This is a genomic window from Neotabrizicola paludis (assembly GCF_044142105.1).
In the GTDB taxonomy this organism is placed as follows: Bacteria; Pseudomonadota; Alphaproteobacteria; order Rhodobacterales; family Rhodobacteraceae; genus Pseudogemmobacter.
The window spans coordinates 750,036-768,179 of sequence record NZ_JBGTYM010000001.1 but is presented as its reverse complement, the minus strand read 5'-3'; the positions used below and the strand labels follow the sequence as shown (position 1 = coordinate 768,179).

Annotated in this window: 23 protein-coding genes and 1 tRNA gene; 12 read left to right on the top strand and 12 right to left on the bottom strand. The window is 65.9% G+C overall.

Annotated elements, in window-relative coordinates; genetic code table 11:
• The first annotated feature begins 37 nt into the window (after positions 1-37).
• Both scpB and ACED67_RS03670 read left to right on the top strand, forming a co-directional pair.
• Positions 38-622, top strand: a complete 585-nt coding sequence (gene scpB, locus ACED67_RS03675; RefSeq protein WP_395540467.1) for an SMC-Scp complex subunit ScpB — start codon at positions 38-40, stop codon at positions 620-622.
• A gap of 16 nt (positions 623-638) precedes the next feature.
• Complete coding sequence (locus ACED67_RS03670) at positions 639-851, top strand: hypothetical protein (RefSeq protein WP_395540174.1); 213 nt, start codon at positions 639-641, stop codon at positions 849-851.
• Between the two features lie 96 nt (positions 852-947).
• Here the strand turns inward: ACED67_RS03670 and ACED67_RS03665 are convergent, their stop codons facing one another.
• The 8 genes from ACED67_RS03665 to ACED67_RS03630 form a co-directional block, all read right to left on the bottom strand.
• Positions 948-2,024 (bottom strand): 2'-deoxycytidine 5'-triphosphate deaminase, encoded by a 1,077-nt coding sequence (locus ACED67_RS03665; RefSeq protein WP_395540173.1) that lies wholly within the window; start codon positions 2,022-2,024, stop codon positions 948-950.
• A gap of 67 nt (positions 2,025-2,091) precedes the next feature.
• Positions 2,092-2,169, bottom strand: a tRNA-Pro gene (locus ACED67_RS03660).
• Positions 2,170-2,235: 66 nt separating this feature from the next.
• Positions 2,236-2,973 (bottom strand): MerR family transcriptional regulator, encoded by a 738-nt coding sequence (locus ACED67_RS03655; protein WP_395540172.1) that lies wholly within the window; start codon positions 2,971-2,973, stop codon positions 2,236-2,238.
• A gap of 12 nt (positions 2,974-2,985) precedes the next feature.
• Complete coding sequence (gene ihfA / locus ACED67_RS03650; protein WP_395540171.1) at positions 2,986-3,288, bottom strand: integration host factor subunit alpha; 303 nt, start codon at positions 3,286-3,288, stop codon at positions 2,986-2,988.
• A gap of 103 nt (positions 3,289-3,391) precedes the next feature.
• Positions 3,392-4,363 carry a beta-ketoacyl-ACP synthase III gene (locus ACED67_RS03645; RefSeq protein WP_395540170.1) on the bottom strand — a complete coding sequence of 324 codons (972 nt, stop codon included), beginning with the start codon at positions 4,361-4,363 and terminating at the stop codon, positions 3,392-3,394.
• On the bottom strand, positions 4,360-5,478 hold the full coding sequence (plsX, locus tag ACED67_RS03640; RefSeq protein ID WP_395540169.1) for a phosphate acyltransferase PlsX: 1,119 nt from the start codon (positions 5,476-5,478) through the stop codon (positions 4,360-4,362). The genes ACED67_RS03645 and plsX overlap by 4 nt, the downstream gene beginning before the upstream one ends.
• A gap of 63 nt (positions 5,479-5,541) precedes the next feature.
• On the bottom strand, positions 5,542-5,748 hold the full coding sequence (gene rpmF / locus ACED67_RS03635; protein WP_395540168.1) for a 50S ribosomal protein L32: 207 nt from the start codon (positions 5,746-5,748) through the stop codon (positions 5,542-5,544).
• 194 nt (positions 5,749-5,942) lie between these two features.
• A complete protein-coding gene (locus ACED67_RS03630) occupies positions 5,943-6,521 on the bottom strand; it encodes a YceD family protein (RefSeq protein ID WP_395540167.1) in 579 nt (192 codons plus the stop codon).
• Between the two features lie 167 nt (positions 6,522-6,688).
• Here ACED67_RS03630 and ACED67_RS03625 point away from each other — a divergent pair, with 167 nt between their 5' ends.
• Both ACED67_RS03625 and ACED67_RS03620 read left to right on the top strand, forming a co-directional pair.
• Entirely contained in the window at positions 6,689-7,198 is a 510-nt protein-coding gene (locus ACED67_RS03625) for an outer membrane protein assembly factor BamE (RefSeq protein WP_395540165.1), read from the top strand.
• Positions 7,191-7,949, top strand: coding sequence for a GNAT family N-acyltransferase (locus ACED67_RS03620; RefSeq protein WP_395540164.1), 759 nt, complete (start codon positions 7,191-7,193; stop codon positions 7,947-7,949). The genes ACED67_RS03625 and ACED67_RS03620 overlap by 8 nt, the downstream gene beginning before the upstream one ends.
• 7 nt (positions 7,950-7,956) lie before the next feature.
• Here ACED67_RS03620 and ACED67_RS03615 read toward each other — a convergent pair whose 3' ends face one another.
• Genes ACED67_RS03615 through ACED67_RS03605 form a run of 3 tightly spaced genes read right to left on the bottom strand, consistent with a single transcriptional unit; the run spans position 7,957 to position 10,211 of the window.
• Positions 7,957-8,937 carry a methyltetrahydrofolate cobalamin methyltransferase gene (locus ACED67_RS03615; protein ID WP_395540163.1) on the bottom strand — a complete coding sequence of 327 codons (981 nt, stop codon included), beginning with the start codon at positions 8,935-8,937 and terminating at the stop codon, positions 7,957-7,959.
• Between the two features lie 24 nt (positions 8,938-8,961).
• On the bottom strand, positions 8,962-9,882 hold the full coding sequence (locus ACED67_RS03610) for a methylenetetrahydrofolate reductase (RefSeq protein ID WP_395540162.1): 921 nt from the start codon (positions 9,880-9,882) through the stop codon (positions 8,962-8,964).
• A gap of 26 nt (positions 9,883-9,908) precedes the next feature.
• A complete protein-coding gene (locus ACED67_RS03605) occupies positions 9,909-10,211 on the bottom strand; it encodes a virulence factor (RefSeq protein WP_395540161.1) in 303 nt (100 codons plus the stop codon).
• A 256-nt stretch (positions 10,212-10,467) separates the two neighbouring features.
• On the opposite strand from ACED67_RS03605, the gene ACED67_RS03600 reads away from it, so the two are divergent.
• The 3 genes from ACED67_RS03600 to ACED67_RS03590 all read left to right on the top strand — a co-directional run bounded on the left by ACED67_RS03600 (position 10,468) and on the right by ACED67_RS03590 (position 12,883).
• Entirely contained in the window at positions 10,468-11,604 is a 1,137-nt protein-coding gene (locus tag ACED67_RS03600) for a Ppx/GppA phosphatase family protein (RefSeq protein WP_395540160.1), read from the top strand.
• Positions 11,601-12,356 (top strand): RlmE family RNA methyltransferase, encoded by a 756-nt coding sequence (locus tag ACED67_RS03595; RefSeq protein ID WP_395540159.1) that lies wholly within the window; start codon positions 11,601-11,603, stop codon positions 12,354-12,356. Before ACED67_RS03600 ends, ACED67_RS03595 begins: the two co-directional genes overlap by 4 nt.
• A 92-nt stretch (positions 12,357-12,448) precedes the next feature.
• Positions 12,449-12,883 (top strand): hypothetical protein, encoded by a 435-nt coding sequence (locus tag ACED67_RS03590; protein ID WP_395540158.1) that lies wholly within the window; start codon positions 12,449-12,451, stop codon positions 12,881-12,883.
• Between the two features lie 61 nt (positions 12,884-12,944).
• Here the strand turns inward: ACED67_RS03590 and mepK are convergent, their stop codons facing one another.
• A complete protein-coding gene (gene mepK, locus ACED67_RS03585) occupies positions 12,945-13,514 on the bottom strand; it encodes a peptidoglycan L,D-endopeptidase MepK (RefSeq protein WP_395540157.1) in 570 nt (189 codons plus the stop codon).
• Between mepK and ACED67_RS03580 the strand changes: the two genes are divergently transcribed.
• The 5 genes from ACED67_RS03580 (at position 13,504) to ACED67_RS03560 (ending at position 18,133) form a co-directional block, all read left to right on the top strand.
• Positions 13,504-13,740: a hypothetical protein gene (locus tag ACED67_RS03580; RefSeq protein ID WP_395540156.1), complete on the top strand. Its 237-nt coding sequence runs from the start codon at positions 13,504-13,506 to the stop codon at positions 13,738-13,740. The two genes, mepK and ACED67_RS03580, sit on opposite strands and share 11 nt — an antisense overlap.
• A 113-nt stretch (positions 13,741-13,853) precedes the next feature.
• A complete protein-coding gene (locus tag ACED67_RS03575; protein WP_395540155.1) occupies positions 13,854-15,509 on the top strand; it encodes a L,D-transpeptidase family protein in 1,656 nt (551 codons plus the stop codon).
• 46 nt (positions 15,510-15,555) lie between these two features.
• Positions 15,556-16,647 (top strand): UDP-3-O-(3-hydroxymyristoyl)glucosamine N-acyltransferase, encoded by a 1,092-nt coding sequence (gene lpxD / locus ACED67_RS03570; RefSeq protein WP_395540154.1) that lies wholly within the window; start codon positions 15,556-15,558, stop codon positions 16,645-16,647.
• Positions 16,648-16,670: 23 nt separating this feature from the next.
• Positions 16,671-16,940 (top strand): phosphopantetheine-binding protein, encoded by a 270-nt coding sequence (locus ACED67_RS03565; protein WP_395540153.1) that lies wholly within the window; start codon positions 16,671-16,673, stop codon positions 16,938-16,940.
• Positions 16,937-18,133 carry a beta-ketoacyl-[acyl-carrier-protein] synthase family protein gene (locus tag ACED67_RS03560; protein ID WP_395540152.1) on the top strand — a complete coding sequence of 399 codons (1,197 nt, stop codon included), beginning with the start codon at positions 16,937-16,939 and terminating at the stop codon, positions 18,131-18,133. Before ACED67_RS03565 ends, ACED67_RS03560 begins: the two co-directional genes overlap by 4 nt.
• The last annotated feature ends 11 nt before the right edge of the window (positions 18,134-18,144 follow it).

The window sequence follows — 18,144 nt, the reverse complement described above, 5'->3', positions numbered from 1 at the left end:
GCTGTTCGAGGCGCCGCCGATTGCCGAGCAAGAGCGCATGGTCGAGGCGGTTCTTTTCGCCAGCGCCGAGCCGGTGACCGTGGCCGAACTGGCCGCCCGGATGCCGCATGGCTGCGATCCCGCCGAGGCGCTGGTCTATCTGCGCAAACGCTATGAGGGCCGGGGGGTGAATGTGGTGAAGGTGGGCGATGCCTATGCCTTCCGCACCGCGCCCGATCTGGGCCATCTGATGCGGCGCGAGACCACCGAGACCAAGAAACTGTCCCGCGCCGCGATCGAGACTCTGGCCATCGTCGCCTATCACCAGCCGGTGACACGCGCCGAGATCGAGGAAATCCGCGGCGTCGCAGTCTCGCGCGGGACCATCGACCAGTTGATGGAGATGGAATGGATCCGGTTGGGCCGCCGCCGCATGACGCCGGGCCGCCCGGTGACTTTCGTGGTGACCGAGGGATTCCTGGACCATTTCGGGCTGGAATCGGCGCGCGATCTGCCGGGAATCAAGGAATTGCGCGCCGCGGGCTTGCTGGAAAGCCGCCCCGGCCCCAGTTTCGGATCGCAGCCCGAGCCGCCCGACGAAGACGAGGCCCAGAGTGGGCAAAGCGAACTGTTCGAGGATTGAGGCGAGGAGCCCGTCGATGGACCTGAACCGGCTGATCCAGATGGTCGTGAACATGTTTGTCCGCAAGGCGGTGAACAAGGGGATCAATGCGGGCATCGACTATGCAAGCCGCCGGGGCAAACCCGCAGGCGAGATGACGCCCGAAGAGCGCAAGCAGGCGCAGGATGCCCGCGCGCTGGCCAAGCGTGCGCGCGAGGCGGCGCGGATCACCCGCAAGCTGGGACGCTAGCGTCGGGCCTGCGCGCTTGGCTTCTGCCTTTGGCCAAGGACGCTCTGCGGGAAGGATTGGCAACAGGATGAAGGGGCAGGGCCGTCGGGTGGGCGGTCAGCGGAACTGCTTGGCCAGCTTCAACCCTTGACCCTGATAATTCGAGGCGATGCCCGCGCCATAAAGCCGATCGGGGCGGGCGGCCATCTTCTCATAGACCAGGCGGCCCACAACCTGCCCGTGCTCAAGGACGAAGGGCGCCTCGTGGCAGCGCACTTCCAGAACGCCCCGGCTGCCATGGCCACCTGCCGAGCCATGGCCGAAACCCGGGTCGAAGAAACCGGCGTAATGCACCCGGAACTCTCCCACCATGGCAAGATAGGGCGCCATTTCGGCAGCATAATCGGGCGGGATCGTCACCGCCTCGCGGCTGACCAGAATGTAAAAGGCGCCGGGGTCAAGGATGATGCGGCCATCGTCGCTATGCACTTCTTCCCAGAAGTCACGCGCCGGGTAATAGCCGATCCGGTCCAGATCGACGACGCCGGTATGCGGCTTGGCACGATAGCCGACCAGCGTGCCTTTCGCCGGATGCAGATCGACCGAGAAGCCAAGCCCTTCCGAGATCACCGGCGCGCCATCGACCAGAGGCTCTTGTCTGTGCAATGACTGAAGGTCGGCATCGGACAGCCGCGCCTCGCCCTGTCGGAAGCGGATCTGGTTCAGCCTCTGGCCCTGGCGCACCAGGACCGAAAAGCTGCGCGGGCAGACTTCGGCCCAGAGAGGACCATGATACCCCTCGGGGATACGGTCGAATTCCGTGCCGCCATCGGTGATGGTGCGGGTCAGAAGATCCAGCCGGCCGGTCGAGGATTTCGCATTGGCGACCGCGGTGATGCCGGGCGGCAGGGCAAGGCTTTCGGCCAGCGGAATCAGGTAGACGCAGCCCTTTTCCAGCACCGCGCCCTGCGCCAGATCGACCTTGTGCATCTCGAATTCCGGCAGGCGGCTTTCGACGCTGCGGCCATGCCCGGCCAGGAACGAGGCGCGCACCCGATAGGCCACCGGTCCCAGCCGCAGATCAAGGCTCGCAGGCTGCACCTGCGCTTCGGTCACCTCGGGGGTGGCGGCGATGCCGCCTTGTGCCAGAAGCGCGCGGATCGCGCTGTCGGGAAGGACGCCGGGACTAGTCATTTGGGCGCCTCCTTGGGGCCGAAAGAAAAACCGCCCGCACTGCGGCTGCAGGCGGGCGGTTTTACGATGGTCGGGCCGGAGAGATTCGAACTCTCGACCTCCCGCCCCCCAGACGGACGCGCTAACCAGGCTGCGCTACGGCCCGACACGGGGCCTACATAGCGGTTTTCAGGCCGGGGGCAAGCGGGAAAGTTCATGTGCCGGAAGAGGTTTAGTCCTGACCCGGGCCGGGCTGTGCCGGGGCCGCAAGCCGGGCGCGCAGCGCAGAGAGGCGGGCGGAAATCCGGGTCAATCCGTCGCGATGCCCGGCAAGGCTGCCCCGGGGCAGGGCGCGCAGGCGGGCGGCCAGCGTGGCACTCGGCTGGGCCTGGGAAAGCGGCGATTCGACCGGGGGCGCCGCTGCGGGCAGTGCCTGCGGCTGTGCCGGGGCCGCGTCCGCCGTGGGTTTCGCCTCGGTGCTTTCAGTCGCGATCACCCGTCTGATCAGATCGTCATCCGCGGTCTCTTGCGCCGCAGGGTAAAGCGGCACCACCACGGCCTGGACCGGAGGCGCCAGCGCCGCTTCCAACGCCGCAGCCGTGGCCTCGCCCGCATCCTCGGCCGCCGGATCGGTCTCGGTGTCTTCCGTCGCAAGGCCGGCCAGGGCCGCACCCAGTTCCAGCTCCTCGGGGCTCGCTTCATCGCCGCTCAGGCCCGCGACATGGCGGATGCCCTGCTCGCGCAGGATCTTCTGAACACCGCGGATCGTCATGCCCTCGTCATGCAGAAGCCGCTTGATCCCGGCCAGCAGCGCCACATCCGAGGGCCGGTAATAACGCCGCCCGCCCGCCCGCTTTACGGGCCGGATCTGCGGAAACCGGCTTTCCCAGAAGCGCAGCACATGGGCAGGCGTCTCAAGCGCCTCGGCCACCTCGGAAATGGTGCGGAAGGCCTCGGGCGACTTGTCCATCGGACGGAATCCTTACTTCTTTTTCCCCGCCGCCACGCGATCCTTCATCAGATGCGAGGGCCGGAAGGTCAGCACCCGGCGGGGCGAGATCGGCACTTCGTCGCCGGTCTTGGGGTTGCGCCCGACGCGGGCCGATTTGGCGCGCACCGAGAAGGTGCCGAAGGAAGAGATCTTCACCGTCTCGCCCGCCACAAGCGCATCGGACATGTGTTGCAGCACGGATTCGACCAGATCGGCCGATTCGTTGCGGCTGAGGCCGACTTCGCGGAACACCGCTTCGGTCAGGTCCATGCGGGTCAGGGTCTTGTCGCTCATCCGTGCATCCCCCCGGGGTTGTGTCGGGGCAGGATGGGCGCGAAGATTTTACGAGTCAATATCAAAGGCTTGAGGCAGGGCCTTCACACGCGATTGCAAGCCGTTACCAGCGCAGCACGACCGAGCCCCAGGCCAGTCCGCCGCCGATCGCCTCGGTCACGACCAAATCGCCCTGCTTGATCTGGCCGCGCGCGCGCCCGACAGACAGCGCCAGGGGAATCGAGGCGGCGGATGTATTGCCATGATCCTGCACCGTCACGACCACGCGATCCATCGGCACCTGCATCCGCTTGGCCGTGGCTTCAATGATGCGGATATTGGCCTGATGCGGCACGATCCAGTCGACATCTTCGCCCGAAAGCCCGGCCTTCTCGAGCGCGGCATGGGCGGTTTGGGCCAGTTTTTCAACGGCATGGCGAAAGACCTCGCGGCCTTCCATGCGCAGATGGCCGGTCTTGCCGGTCGACACGCCGCCATCGACATACAGGATGTCACGATGGCGGCCATCGGAATTCAGATCGACCGACAGGATACCGCGATCAGCCGTCGTGCCCGTGCCCTCGGCCGCTTCCAGGATCAGCGCGCCTGCGCCGTCGCCGAACAGCACGCAGGTGCCGCGGTCGGTCCAGTCCATCAGCTTCGAGAAGGTCTCGGCCCCGATGACCAGAACGCGCCTGGCCTGGCCTGACAGGATCATCGCATTGGCATTGGACAGCGCAAAGACGAAGCCCGCGCAGACTGCCTGCACATCATAGGCAAAGCCGCGCGTCATCCCCAGCGCGGCCTGCACCATGGTCGCGGCGGAGGGAAAGGTCAGATCGGCGGTCGAGGTCGCCAGAATGATGGCGTCGATGTCATCGGCCTCCAGCCCTGCATCGGCAAGGGCCGCCCGCGCGGCACGGGCGGCAAGGTCCGAGGTGGTCTGGCCTTCGGCCGCGAAATGGCGCCGCTCGATGCCCGAACGCGACCGGATCCATTCATCCGACGTGTCGATGGTCTTTTCAAATTCCGAATTGGGGACAATGCGGTCGGGCAGGTAATGCCCGACGCCCCTGACCACGGCGCGTGTCGTCATCTTGCTGGATCGCTCCCTGCGCCGGTCTTGGTGTCGGCGGGCCCCACTGCGGCGGCATCCTGCCCCGCGGGCGCGAAGGATGCAACCCGGGCCGCAAGCCTTTGGGTAAACTCGCTGCGGGCCAGCCGATAGGCCAGCCCGACGGCCGCGCTGACCCCCGTCGCATCGGCGCTGCCATGCGATTTCACCACTGCGCCATTCAGCCCCAGAAAGACCCCGCCATTCACCCGGCGCGGATCGATGCGCTTTTGCAGCCGCTTGAGCGAGTTCAGCGCCAAGAGGGCGGCGAAGCGCGACAGGATCCCGGCGGTGAAGGCTTCGCGCAGGAAATCCCCCACCAGCTTGGCCGTACCCTCGCCGGTCTTCAACGCGATATTGCCGGTGAATCCGTCGGTAACGATCACATTGACCCGGGCGGATGGCAGGTCAGAGCCTTCGACGAAGCCCGCATAGTCGAACCCGGCCTGGCCGCCCGCGACCAGCGCGGTCAAAAGCTCATGCGCTTCCTTCAGCTCGGTCCGGCCCTTGTGCTCTTCCGTGCCAACGTTCAGCAGGCCGACCTTGGGCCGCTCCAGCGCCAGCGCGTTCGAGGCATAGGCCGCACCCATGACGGCATATTGCACCAGGTCTTCGGCATCGGCCTTGATGTCGGCCCCCACGTCCAGCATCACGCTCCAGCCCGCCTCGCTGCGCGAGGGCCAGAAACAGGCGATGGCGGGGCGGTTGACGCCGGGCAGCTTGCGCAGGCGCAGCATGGATACGGCCATCAGCGCGCCGGTATTGCCGCAGGACACGGCCACCGTTGCGGCGCCATCCTTGACGCTGTCGATGGCCGCCCACATCGACGTGCCCTGGCCATGGCGCATCACCTGGCTGGGCTTGTCTTCCATGGTGACGATTCGCTCGGCATGGCGCAGCGTCACCCGGCCCTTCAGCGCGGGCTCGCGGGCCAGAACCGGCGCGATCTGCGCCTCGTCGCCATGCAGGATGACATGCAGGTCAGAATGCTCGCGCATGGCAAGCACAAGGCCGGCAACCACGGTCGCCGGCCCGCGGTCGCCGCCCATGGCGTCGACCGATATGACGATGGACCCGCGCGCTTGCGAGGAGACCATGGGGGACGCGGGAGTGCTCGACGTGCCGGGGGCCATGGTTCAGGCGTTCGCGCGAGCGCGGGCTCAGGCCGCGTCTTCGTCGATGTCGACTTCCTTGGCGGTCGCGACAACTTCACGCGAGTCATAGTGACCACAGGCGCCGCAAACGTGGTGCGGGCGCTTCAGCTCGCCGCAATTCGGGCATTCATTGGGGTTCGCAGCAACCAAAGCGTCATGAGCACGGCGCATGTTGCGGCGCGAACGGGTGGTGCGGTTCTGAGGGACGGCCATGTCACAACCTCGGGGCTAGGCGGGGACAGGCCCCAGTTTTTCTTTACGGTTCCGCCGGTTGCGCCTGTATCGGACATGCGCTGACCGCGGAGATTCCGCAGTTTGGATGAGGCGCGGAACATACTCGGATTCCGTGCGGGCGCAAGGGGGGTGGCGGAGAATTTCCGCCTTGCCGGAAAGGCCCGGAGCCCGGGTCAATCCTTGCCGGGGGCCTTCTGCCCGCCCTCGACCAGAGTTGCAAGCCCGGCAAAGGGTTTCAGATCCTGATCGCGCAGGGCCTCGGTCCCCGGCGCGGCAAAAACCGCCTCGCCCAGTTCGGCACCCGGCGCCCGCGGATAAGGGGGCAGGGCCAGCGCCAGTTGCTCTAGCGCCACTTCGGCCAGATCGATCCGCTCGGGCAAAGGCTCGGCGCTGTCATCTTCAGGGATTTCGACCTCGTCGCCCTCGGGCCAGGCGAAATCGGCCAGATAGCGGCGCAGGACCGGCTCGTCGATCCGGGCGGGGACGGCGGCAAGCGTCACGACGCAGGATTGCGTCACCTCGGCTTCAAGCCGGGCGGCGAGCAGGAAATCGGCGCGGCCTTCGGGGCGAATCTCACCTTCGAGCCGCAGCCTGGCGATTCCCTGCAGATCAAGCGCCTGGGCGAGATCCTGCCGCGCCTGCGGTCCTGCGCTCCAGCCGAAGCGGGTGGGTTTGCGATGCGACAGCGCGCCCGTGCGCCAGACAGGGGCCGGGCTGTCTTCCACAGGGGTTTTGGGGTCGGTTTTCGCCATCGGGGTCTGCCTGGGCCTGAGAAGGACTGGTTTGCCGCACCGCTGCCGGACGGACCGGTTGCGCTGCGTTCTTGAACATAGGGCGTGGCATCTGCTATCCCAAGGCGCAAGGGTCAATCCCGGTCTTCAGGGCCGGAAAGGACTTGCCGGAAGAAAATGGGGCGGGAATGACAGCAGCGGACAGGGGCGCGCAGCGCCAGAGCGGCACAGCCGCGCGCGCAGGGGCGCGGCTGTTGCCGACGATGCGCTGGACCGCGGCGGCGCTCTGCCTTCTGGCAGCCGCCTGTACGGCGATCTATCGCAATCATGGCTATGTGCCCTCGGAAGACGAACTGGCACAGGTTCAGATCGGCAAGGACACGCGCGAGATCGTCGCCGAGAAGATCGGCCGTCCGTCGGCGGAAGGGCTGCTGAACGATCAGGGCTGGTTCTATGTGCAAAGCCGGTTCAAGGCTGTCGGCCCGCGCGAACCGGAAGAGATCGAGCGCGAGGTGCTTGCCGTAACCTTCTCGGATAATGGTACGGTCGAGAATATCGCCCGCTACGGGCTCGAGGATGGCCGTGTCATCGAGATTTCGCGCCGCGTGACCGAGACCAATGTCAAAGGCATTGGCTTTATCCGCCAGCTTCTGTCCAATTTCGGTCGCATCCGGCTGGACCAACTGGGCGGTGGCTGATCGGGCCGGGCGCGCGATGGAGGCGTTCCGGCGCGGCAGATACAGCGCAAGACTGGCCGAAGGCCGCGCCGATCTGGCGCGGCTTTTGTCCTTGCGGGGCAGGGCGTTCGGCCGCGCACCGGGCGTCAGTGACGAAGATCGCTTCGATTCCCGCTGCCTGCATGTCCTGATCGAGGGCGCCGAGGGCGCGCTGGCCGTGGCGTTCCGCGTGCTGATCCTGCCATCGGGCGGCGCGTTGCGGCAAAGCTATTCCGCCCAGTTCTACGACCTGTCTCCGCTTTCGGCTTGTCTGGCCCCGGTGGCCGAGATGGGCCGCTACTTCCTTGCCGGCGAACGCCCAGAGCCGGACGCCTTGCGCCTGGCCTGGGCGGCGATGACCCGGATCGTGGACGGGGCAGGGGCCGCGCTGATGCTGGGCTGCTCCTCCTTCCCGGGCGTCGACTGGCGACCGCATCGCCAGGCGCTGGCGTTGCTGGCCGAGCGACATCTCGGGCCGCAACCGCTGCGTCCGGGGGCAGGTCCGGTGGAGGTGGTGCGCTATCCTGCGCTTGTCGGCCCGATGACCGACCGCAAAGCAGCGCTGGCAGGCCTGCCGCCGCTTTTGCGCAGTTATCTGGCCATGGGCGGATGGGTCGGCGACCATGCTGTCGCAGACCCCGACCTGAACACATTGCATGTCTTCACATGTGTCGAGACCGCCCTTGTGCCTGCGGCACGGGCGGCCTCGCTGCGGTCGATCGCGTCGGCCTAGGCCCTGTTCACGCTCTGGCGCGACGGCCCCCGCGGCGGCCCCCGGCGGCCTGGGTGGCCGCGGCCGAGGCATCGGCGAAGGACAGGCCGCCCTCGGTTGCCTCGATCACCTTCGAGAAGCGGATCCATTCGCCACCATTGGCATCGTGGTTCATCAGGAAGTTGGCGGCGCGGATCGCCTCCATCTCCTGCTGGCGCACCGGGTTCATGATGGCGCTGGTCATGCCCGCGCAGATCGCCATGGGCAGGAAGGCACCATTGATGCCATGGCGGTGGGGCAGGCCGAAGGAAATGTTGGACGCACCGCAAGTGGTGTTCACGCCTAGCTCGTCGCGCAGGCGGCGCACCAGGGTAAAGACCTGCTGCCCGGCGCTGGCCATAGCGCCCACCGGCATGACCAGCGGGTCGACCACGATGTCATGTGCGGGAATGCCGAAATCGGCGGCGCGCTGGACGATCTTCTTCGCCACCGCGAAGCGCACTTCCGGGTCGGGCGAGATGCCAGTGTCGTCGTTCGAAATCGCCACGACCGGCACATTGTACTTTTTCACCAGCGGCAGGACGAGTTCGAGGCGTTCCTCTTCCCCGGTCACCGAGTTCAAGAGCGGACGGCCCTCGCAGGCGGCAAGACCTGCTTCCAGCGCGGCAGGAACCGAAGAGTCGATGCAGAGCGGCACATCGACCGTCTGCTGCACGATCTCGATCAGCTGCTTCATCAGCGGTGGTTCGACAAAGTTGTTGTCGGCATAGCGCGGATCCTTGGCCATCATATTGGTGAAGACCGCGCCCGAGTTCACGTCCAGCACGGTCGCCCCGCAGGCGACCTGTTCCAGCGCGTCCTTGATGACAGTCTCGAAATTACCGGCCTCAAGTTCGGCCGCAAGTTTCTTGCGGCCGGTCGGGTTGATCCGCTCGCCGATGACGCAGAAGGGCTCGTCAAAGCCGATGATGACGGTTTTCGTTTTCGATTCAACGACGGTGCGGGTCATTCCCGGTCCTCTCCCTCAACTTATTCAGGCGGCGCGGGCGGGTTTGCCAGCGGCGCCGCCATGGGCCGTGACCCATTCGGCATTTGTCTTGATCCCGCCCAGCGGGAAGAAATGCACCTGCTCGATGCCGAAGCCCGGATTGGCGGCCTTGTGCGCGGCCAGTTCGGCGATGAAATCCGCCGGCTCATAGGGCAGGAGAAGCTTGGTCACGTCCAGCGCGCGCTTCTGCAGCACCTTGAGCGACGGGCCAACCCCGCAGGCGATAGCGAATTTGATCAGCGTTTGCAGCTTGGCCGGGCCTGCGACGCCGATATGGACCGGCAGGGCCACGCCTTCGGCTTGCAGGCGGTTGACCCATTGGATCACAGGGCCCGCGTCAAAGCAGAATTGCGTCGCCATCGCCATCTTCGCATCGGTCCGTTCGGCAAAGGCCGATTTCCAGCGCGCGGCTTCCATGACCATGTGGTCCGAGCCATCGGGATCGATATCCTTGTTGCCTTCCGGGTGGCCGGCGACATGCAGCCGTTCGAACCCGTCGAAAGCGCCCGATTCCAGAAGCTGCATCGAGGTCGAGAAATCGCCGACCGGCTGGGCCACGCCGCCCGCCAGCATCAGGCCCTGACGGACGCCGACATCCTTGTAGCGCGCCACCCAGTCCTGCAGCGTCGCCTTGTCCTTGATGATCCGCGCCGGGAAATGCGGCATCACCGTATAGCCCTCATCGCCGATGCGCTTGGCGGTGGCGACCATGTCCTCGATCGGCGTGCCGTCGATATGGGCGATGTAGACGCGGGTGCCCACGGGCAGAAGCGTGCGGAAATCCTCGATCTTCTCGGCGGTGCGGGGCATCACCTCGATCGAATAGCCTTGCAGGAAGGACTCGACCTGAGCGCCCGGCGCGCTGGGGGCGGCGGAAGTTTTGGAGCGGAAGTTGAACAAGGCCATCAGTCTCTCCCTCAAGCGCATGATGATCAGCTGCGGTTCCAGCCTTCGGCGTCGATCAACGCCTTCAGCCTTGCCGTGTCATAGTCGGTCTCAAGCTTCGCCGCGATGTCGCGGGCGATTTCGTCCTGCTCGCCTTCGACCGAGCCCGAGGGCACTTTGCGCCATTCGGCCAGGTAGCTGTCGCTGTCCTTGGCCCCGATCTTCATGGCGCAGCGGTCGATCGCCTGCTCGAAACGCTCGGTGAGTTTCACCTTGGCGCCACGGCGGCTGTTGCCGACGATCACCTGGGCGGGGATGTCTCTCCAATAGACGATGGTGATCTCTGGCATGGCGAATCCGGTCTTGCTTGTCACATCTGATAGTCGTCGCGATCCGACAAGCGCTGTCGGTTTTCGACATGGCGCGCGCACTGAGCGACGTGGCCCCACGCGGGTTGCATAGCGTGGCGCGGCGGCCATGGCGACCGGTTGCAGCCCCGGGCGCGCCCAATTTTCTTCATGCAGATGTTGCAGCCGCTTCATCGACGGCTTGCAAGGCGGGGGGTGGGCGTCTACCTTTGGTCTCAACCACAGTTGGAGGGCGGCCATGACGCCCGCGCGTCCCAAAGGGGAGGACGCATCGCCCGCGCTGGTCGAGTTCGATCTGGACTCCCGCGGGGGGGAGGAGTCATCCCCTGTTCCGTCGGGGTCGGCGCTTTATGCAGCGCTGGACCTTGGCACAAACAGTTGCCGGATGCTGATTGCCCAGCCGAGGGGCAGTCAATTCATCGTGGCAGACAGTTTCTCGAAGACCGTGCAGCTTGGCGCGGGACTCGAGAGCAGCGGTCGCCTGTCGCGCGCCTCGATGGCGCGCACGATCCAGGCGATGCGCATCTGCCAGAAAAAGCTCGAGAAGCACGGCGTTCAGCGTATGCGTCTGGTTGCGACCGAAGCCTGCCGCCGCGCCCGCAATGCCAAGGAATTCATCCGCCAGGTCCGACGCGAGACCGGGCTGGCGCTGGAGATCATCGCGCCGGAAGAGGAAGCGCGCCTGGCCGTGATCTCCTGCGCGCCGCTGGTCAGCGCGCGCACCGAGCAGCTGCTGGTCGTGGATATCGGCGGCGGCTCGACCGAACTGGTCTGGATCGACCTTGCCGGGGTCGAACCCAAGGAGCGCGGCCGGGCGATCATGCGGTTGCATATGGGCTTCAATGCCCAGGGCGAGGGGCCTTCGGCGCGGGTGGTGGACTGGATTTCGGTGCCCCTTGGTGTCGCAACGCTGAAAGAACAGTTCCAGGATGTCGAGGATGACGCTGCCCGCTTTGCCCTGATGAGCTGGTTCTTCGAAGAGAACCTTGCCAATTTCAGCCCCTATCACGCCCAGGCCCCGCGCGCGGGCTTTCAGATCATCGGCACATCCGGCACCGTGACCACGGTTGCCGCCAGCTATCTGGGTCTGCGCCGCTATGACCGCGCCAAGGTGGACGGGTTGCAGATGTCGAGCGCGCAGATCGACGCGGTGATCCGCGACTATCTGGCGCTTGGCCCCGAGGGCCGCCGCCATGACCCGCGCATCGGGCGCGACCGGCACACGCTGATCATGTCCGGCGCGGCTATCCTTCAGGCGCTGATGCGTATATGGCCGACCGACCGGCTGTCGGTCGCTGATCGCGGGCTGCGCGAGGGTCTCCTCTACGCCCAGATGAGCGCCGACGGCGTCTTGGAAGACGGACCCTATCTATGAGCGAGAAGAACACATCGGGCCGGGGCACGCGCGAGCTGCGCGTGCGGGTCAAGACGGCGAAGGGGCGAAAGCTCTCGTCGACGCTCTGGCTCGAGCGGCAGTTGAACGACCCTTACGTCCAGCGCGCCAAGCGCGAGGGCTATCGTGGTCGCGCGGCCTTTAAGATCATGGAGCTGGATGACCGCTATGGCTTTCTCAAGCCGGGCGCGCGCGTCGTTGACCTTGGCTGCGCGCCGGGCGGCTGGTGCCAGGTTGCCGTGCCGCGCATCAATGCGCTGGGAGAGAATGCGAAGAAGCCGCAGGGCAGGATCATCGGCGTGGATTTGCAAGAGGTCGAGCCGATCGCCGGGGTCGAGCTGCACCAGCTCGACTTCCTGTCCGACGGCGCGGATGAGAAGGTGAAAGGTTGGCTGGGCGGCAAGGCAGATGTGGTGATGTCGGACATGGCCGCAGCCGCCAGTGGCCACAAGGGCACCGACCATCTGCGCATCATCGGCCTGATCGAGGCGGCGCTGGAATTCGCCTATGACGTGCTGGACGAGGGCGGCACCTTCGTCGCCAAGGTCCTGGCCGGCGGGGCGGAAAACCAGATGCAGGCCGAGCTGAAGCGCAACTTCACCAAGGTCGCCAATGTGAAGCCGCCGTCAAGCCGCCAGGATTCGTCCGAGAAATTCGTCGTGGCGATGGGGTTCAGGGGACGGAAGGACGCGCCCGAAGCGAATGAGGACGGCGACCCGCGGGATTATCTCTGATCCCGCACCGCGGAAAGGAAGCTGTCCTGACCCGGATGATCTCGCAGGAAGGCGGACGCATTCTCTGCCGCGAAGGACGGGTGCCCTGGCCATTGCGGCTGTTCGCCCTGGTGCTGGCCCTGGGATGCGGCGGGATGATCCCGGCGGTGTTTCTGACCCATCTGCGCTGGGAGACGCCGCCCCTTGTGATGCTCGTGGTCTTCGGCTGCGTGGCCTTCGCGCTTTTTGTCGGCGGGGTGATGCTGCTGGTCGCGCTGGTCCGGCCGATGGATCTGGTGCTCGATGCGGCGACGGGCGAGGTCACGCAGCTGCGGCACGGCGCTTTGCGCGAGGCGGTGGACAGGTTCAGGCTGGCCGATCTGCCGCTGCCCCAGGTGGTGATGCGCGACAGTGAGGACGGGGTCTATCCTGCGCTGCGCCTGACGATGCCGCGCGGCCGGGCTTTCGAGGTGACCGATCTGCGCGACCGGGCCGAGGCAGAGATGTGGCGCGACCGTATCGGCGCCATCATCAAGGCCGCCCGATGAATGAAAAAGGCGCCCGCGAAGGGGCGCCGCTTTTCGTGATTTGACCAGGGTTTACGGCTACTCAGCCGCCCCAGTGCCGCACCGGGCCACAGTCCATATGGACAAAATCCGACCGCGAATACCGCCCGACGCCACCGGCCGCACAGGCCGCCGCCGCCTTGGCCATCTGGCCCACCGAGCGCGACTTGAGCCGCAGATCGGCCGCCTGGCCCTTCATATGCAGAGAGTTCTTGGCGACGCCGCCCGACTTCGAGCGCAGCATCGCGTTCGTCTTCGGGCTGCGATAGCCCGAGAGCAACATGTAGGGCTCGCTCACATCCATCAGGCGATGCGCGGCCGCCATGATATCGAAGTTGCGCGGATCCATCTTGATCGTGTCAGCCGTGCGCCAGTCGCGCATGAAGCTGTTGATTTCCTTAAGGACTTCGGGGATGTATTCCCCTTCGACCCAGTAGATCGTGTCCATGCTCTCGCCGGTGCGGCCCGAGTACATCCGCAACCTGCGGATGTCGCCTGCGCCCTTGGCATAGGCCGGAGCCCCCTGGAAGAACGGTGCTGCGGTGATCGCGGTTGCCGCAAAGGCGCCCAGCAAGCCACGTCGCGTGAACCCAAGCGATGCTATGTCAGTCATTCCGAAAAGCCTGTCCCGTTTCCGTCGTCGGCCACCTGTGCGGCAGCTTCTGTGGTCACTTCCCCAAGTGTGCGGTCTTTATGGCACGGCACGATTCGAAGCCCAAGCAAAGATTGTCCTCGCCGCGGCGATGATGGAAGCAATCGGCAAAAATTTGCTGAACGCGAAAGAGGCGTGGCAGCGTGGCGCCGATGCAACGGCTTGGGGAAAACACGTGCCGCCTTGATCTATCCCGCCTCGAATCCCCGGCTTTTCCAATGTTGTGAATGGACAGCATCGGCCAAAGCCGCGATCCTTGGATCAAACGCGCGCAATTGCGCTGAATTTTCCGAGGATTGGATGAGTTTTTCCGTCGCTGCCGCCGCCCCGTCCCACTCTCTCCGGCCGCTGCGCCGCAAGCTTGGCCGTCTGGTTGGCACGGTGGCTTTTTCGGCGCTGATGGTCCTGTCAGCCCCATTGGGGGGTGCGGCGGCCTGGGCGGCGGGGCCATCGGCCTTTGCACAATCCCTGGCTGCGGCGGCGGGTGCGGACGAGGCCATCGCCGCTTTCTACCGCAGCCATGATTACGCGACGCTCTGGACCGGCGCGCAGGATGCCGACCGCCGTGCCGCGCTGTTCGCGGCCCTTGCGACGGCCAATGATCACGGCCTGCCGCCCGCGCGCTATGATGCCGAGGGTCTGAAGGCCGCCTTCCGCAGCGCCCAGACCGAAGGCGATCTGGGCCGGCTGGAAGTGGCCATGTCCAAGGCCTATCTGACCTGGGCGGGCGATCTTACCTCGGGTATGTTGGAACCGAAGAAGATCGACGCCACCATCGTGCGCGAGATCACCCATGCCGATCCCGCGCTGCTGATGGCGGCGATCGCGGGCGGCGATCCGGTCGCGGTGCTGCAGGGCTTTGTGCCGAAGAGCGACGTCTATGCCCAGTTGATGAAAGCGAAATTCACCCTCGAGGCCGCGCTGGCCAATGGCGATTGGGGGGCGACGGTGCCGGGCGGGTCTTTGAAGCCGGGCGACACCGGTGACCGCGTCATCGCCCTGCGCGACCGGCTGGTGCGCATGGGGTACATGTCGCGCAGCGCAGCGGCCAGCTATGACCGCGCGATCCAGGGCGCCGTCCAGGCGTTCCAGCTCGCCCATGGCCTGCCCGCCGATGGTGTTGCGGGCGAGGGGACGTTGCGCGAGATCAACCTTTCGGCCGAAGACCGTCTGGCATCGGTGATCGTCGCCATGGAGCGCGAGCGCTGGATGGACATCGACCGGACCGAGCGGCACATCTGGGTGAACGAGCCCGATTTCACCGCCCGTATCGTGGACCATGGCCGCACGGTCTTTCGCACCCGCGTCGTGATCGGCAAGAACGTCCCTGACCAGCGTAGCCCCGAATTCTCCGACCAGATGGCCTATATGGTCATCAACCCGTCCTGGGGGGTGCCGCGCTCGATCACCGTCAAGGAATACCTGCCTCTGCTGCAACGCAATCCGAATGCTGTCGGCCATTTGCAGGTCGTCGATGGCAAGGGCCGGGTGGTGCCGCGTGGCGCGGTGAACTTTGCCGCCTACAGCGCCAAGACCTTCCCCTTTGCCCTGCGCCAGCCGCCGTCGGATGGCAACGCGCTGGGGAAGGTGAAGTTCATGTTTCCCAATCAATACAACATCTATCTGCATGATACGCCGTCGAAATCCCTGTTCAAAGAGGATGTACGCGCCTTTTCGCATGGCTGCATCCGCGTGGCCGACCCGTTCGATCTGGCCCATGCACTGCTGTCGGTTCAGACCGACAATGCCGAGGAAGAGTTCGAGGCCGATTTGAAGACCGGCCGGGAAACTATTGTGAAGTTTGAGAAAACCATTCCGATTCATCTGGTCTACTTCACCGCTTACCCCGAGGCGAAGGGCCGCATGGGCTATCGTCGCGATGTCTATGGCCGCGACGCCAAGCTGTGGGAGGCGCTGAAGGATGCCGGGGTGGCACTGGGGCCGGTTTCGGGCTAAGACTCTGCCCCGCCGCAGGCCTCCTTGCGGCCTGACCGGAGGTTCCATGGCCCATAGCATCCGCGACATCGCCGCCGCCTTGGGCGCCGAGGCCGAAGGCGAGCTTGACCTGACCGTCACTGGCGCATCCGAACCGCAGGTGGCCGGGCCGGACCAACTCGCCCTGGCGATGGACCCGCGCTATGGCGAAGGCATGGCCAAGGGTCAGGCGCGTGCCGCGATCCTCTGGCCCGGGGCAGATTGGCGCGGCATGGGGCTGAAGGCCGCGATCTTCGCGCCGCGCGGCCGCCTTGCGATGGCGGGCCTGAGCCGGATGATGGATCCCGGCCCGGACATCGCGCCCGGTCTCCATGTCATGACGGTGATCGACGCAACGGCCGAGATCGGCGAGGGTGCGGCGATCGGCCCCTTCGTCACCATCGGCGCGGGCGTGAGGATCGGCCCCGGCGCGCGGATCGCCAGCCATGTCTCGATCGCCGAGGGCGCGCAGATCGGGGCTGAGGCCCTGATCCTGCACGGTGCGCGGATCGGCGCGCGGGTGCGCATCGGCGACCGCTTCATCTGCCAGCCCGGCGCCGTGATCGGCGCGGACGGGTTTTCTTTCGTGACGCCCGAGAAATCAGGGGTCGAGGAAATTCGCGAGACCCTGGGGGCGCGGGCGGAAATCCGTGCGCAAAACTGGACGCGGATCCATTCGCTTGGCGCCGTAACCATTGGCGATGACGTAGAGATCGGCGCAAATGCCTGCATCGACCGCGGCACGGTGCGCGATACCGTGATCGGCGCTGGCAGCAAGCTCGATAACCTTGTTCATGTCGGCCACAACGTCCAAGTCGGGCGCGACTGTCTGCTCTGCGGTCAGGTCGGCATCGCCGGATCGGCGCGGATCGGCGACCGGGTGGTGCTGGGCGGCCAGTGTGGCGTCAGTGACAATATCTTCATCGGCGATGACGTGATCGCAGGTGGAGCGACCAAGATCCTGACGAATGCCCCGGCTGGCCGGGTGTTGCTGGGCTATCCTGCGGTCAGGATGGAAACCCATGTCGAGATGCAAAAGGCGCTGCGGCGCCTGCCGCGGCTGGCAGCGCGGGTGGGTGAGATCGAGAAGTCCCTGATGCCGGATCTGGACAAGGGCTAGCGGGCGGAAGGTCCGGGGGGCGCATGAACGGGGAGATTGCGGAAAAGGTGATCGGCATCCTTGCGGCGCAGGCCCTGATCTCGCCGCAGGACATCGCCGTCGAGGCAACGGTTGAAAGCCTTGGTTTGGACAGTCTGGGTCTGGTCGAGGCGATCTTCGCCATCGAGGAAGAATTCGACATCGCCATCCCCTTTGACCCTGCCGATCCCTCCGAAGCCCCGGCCTTCGACGCAGAAAGTGTTGAAAGCATCATCCGCGCCGTCAGCACATTGGTGGCGCGGAAAAACGCATGAGACGGGTCGTCATCACCGGGGCGGGCACGGTGAACGCTTTGGCAAAGGATGTGCCGGGCACGTTGGCGGCGCTGGCTGGCGCGCGATCCGGTATCGGGCCTTTGGTTTTTCCTGATGCCGATAGGCTGGCGATCCGCATTGGCGCCCAGGTTGCGGACTGGCCGCCCGAAGGCCATTTTTCCGCACGGGATCTGACCCTTGCCGACCGTTTCTCACAATTCGCTTTGACGGCCTCGCAAGAGGCGCTGACGATGGCCGGGCCCGGGATCGGGCCTGAAACCGGCGTGGTGATCGGCAGTGCGGCGGGTGGCATCGGCACTTGGGAAGACAGCTATCGCGCGGTATTCGAGGGAGGAAAGACCCGAGTGCCGCCGCTCACCGTGCCCCGGCTGATGCTGAACGCGCCCGCCTCGCTGGTCTCGATGCGCCACGGCTTGCGCGGGCCTTCTTTCGCCCTGTCCTCGGCCTGTGCCTCGTCCAACCACGCCATCGGTCTGGCCTTCCGCATGATCCGCGACGGCGCGACCCCCGCGATGCTGGCGGGTGGGGCCGAGGCCATGCTCTGTTTCGGCGGCGTGAAGGCCTGGGAAGGCTTGCGCGTCCTGTCCCCCGATGGCTGCCGCCCCTTCGATGCCAGGCGCAATGGCATGGTGATGGGCGAGGGTGCGGCGGTCTTCGTGCTGGAAGAAGCCGGACAGGCCGCGGCGCGCGGGGCCATTGCCCTAGCCGAGATCGTAGGTTTTGGCATGACTGCGGACGCAGGCGATATCGTCGTTCCAAGCGGCGAGGGCGCGGTGGCCGCGATGCGGCAGGCGATGGCAGAAGCGCGGCTTGCACCCGATGACATCTGCTATATCAACGCCCATGGCACGGGTACCGCCGTGAACGACAGGGTGGAAGTGGCTGCGATCAAAGAGGTTTTCGGACCCAAGGCGCAAGGGTTGATGGTCAGTTCCACCAAGGCGGCGCATGGCCATGCCATCGGGGCAACCGGCGCGATCGAGCTTTTGGCCTGCCTGATGGCGCTGCGGGACGGCATCGTGGCGCCGACCCTGGGCCTGACCACGCCCGACCCGGATTGCGATCTGGACCATGTTCCAAACGAAGCGCGCCGCGCCCCTGTGGGCGCGGCGCTGTCGAATGCCTTCGCCTTTGGCGGACTCAACGCCGTTCTGGCGCTGCGCGCCGTCTAGGCCATCGGGGG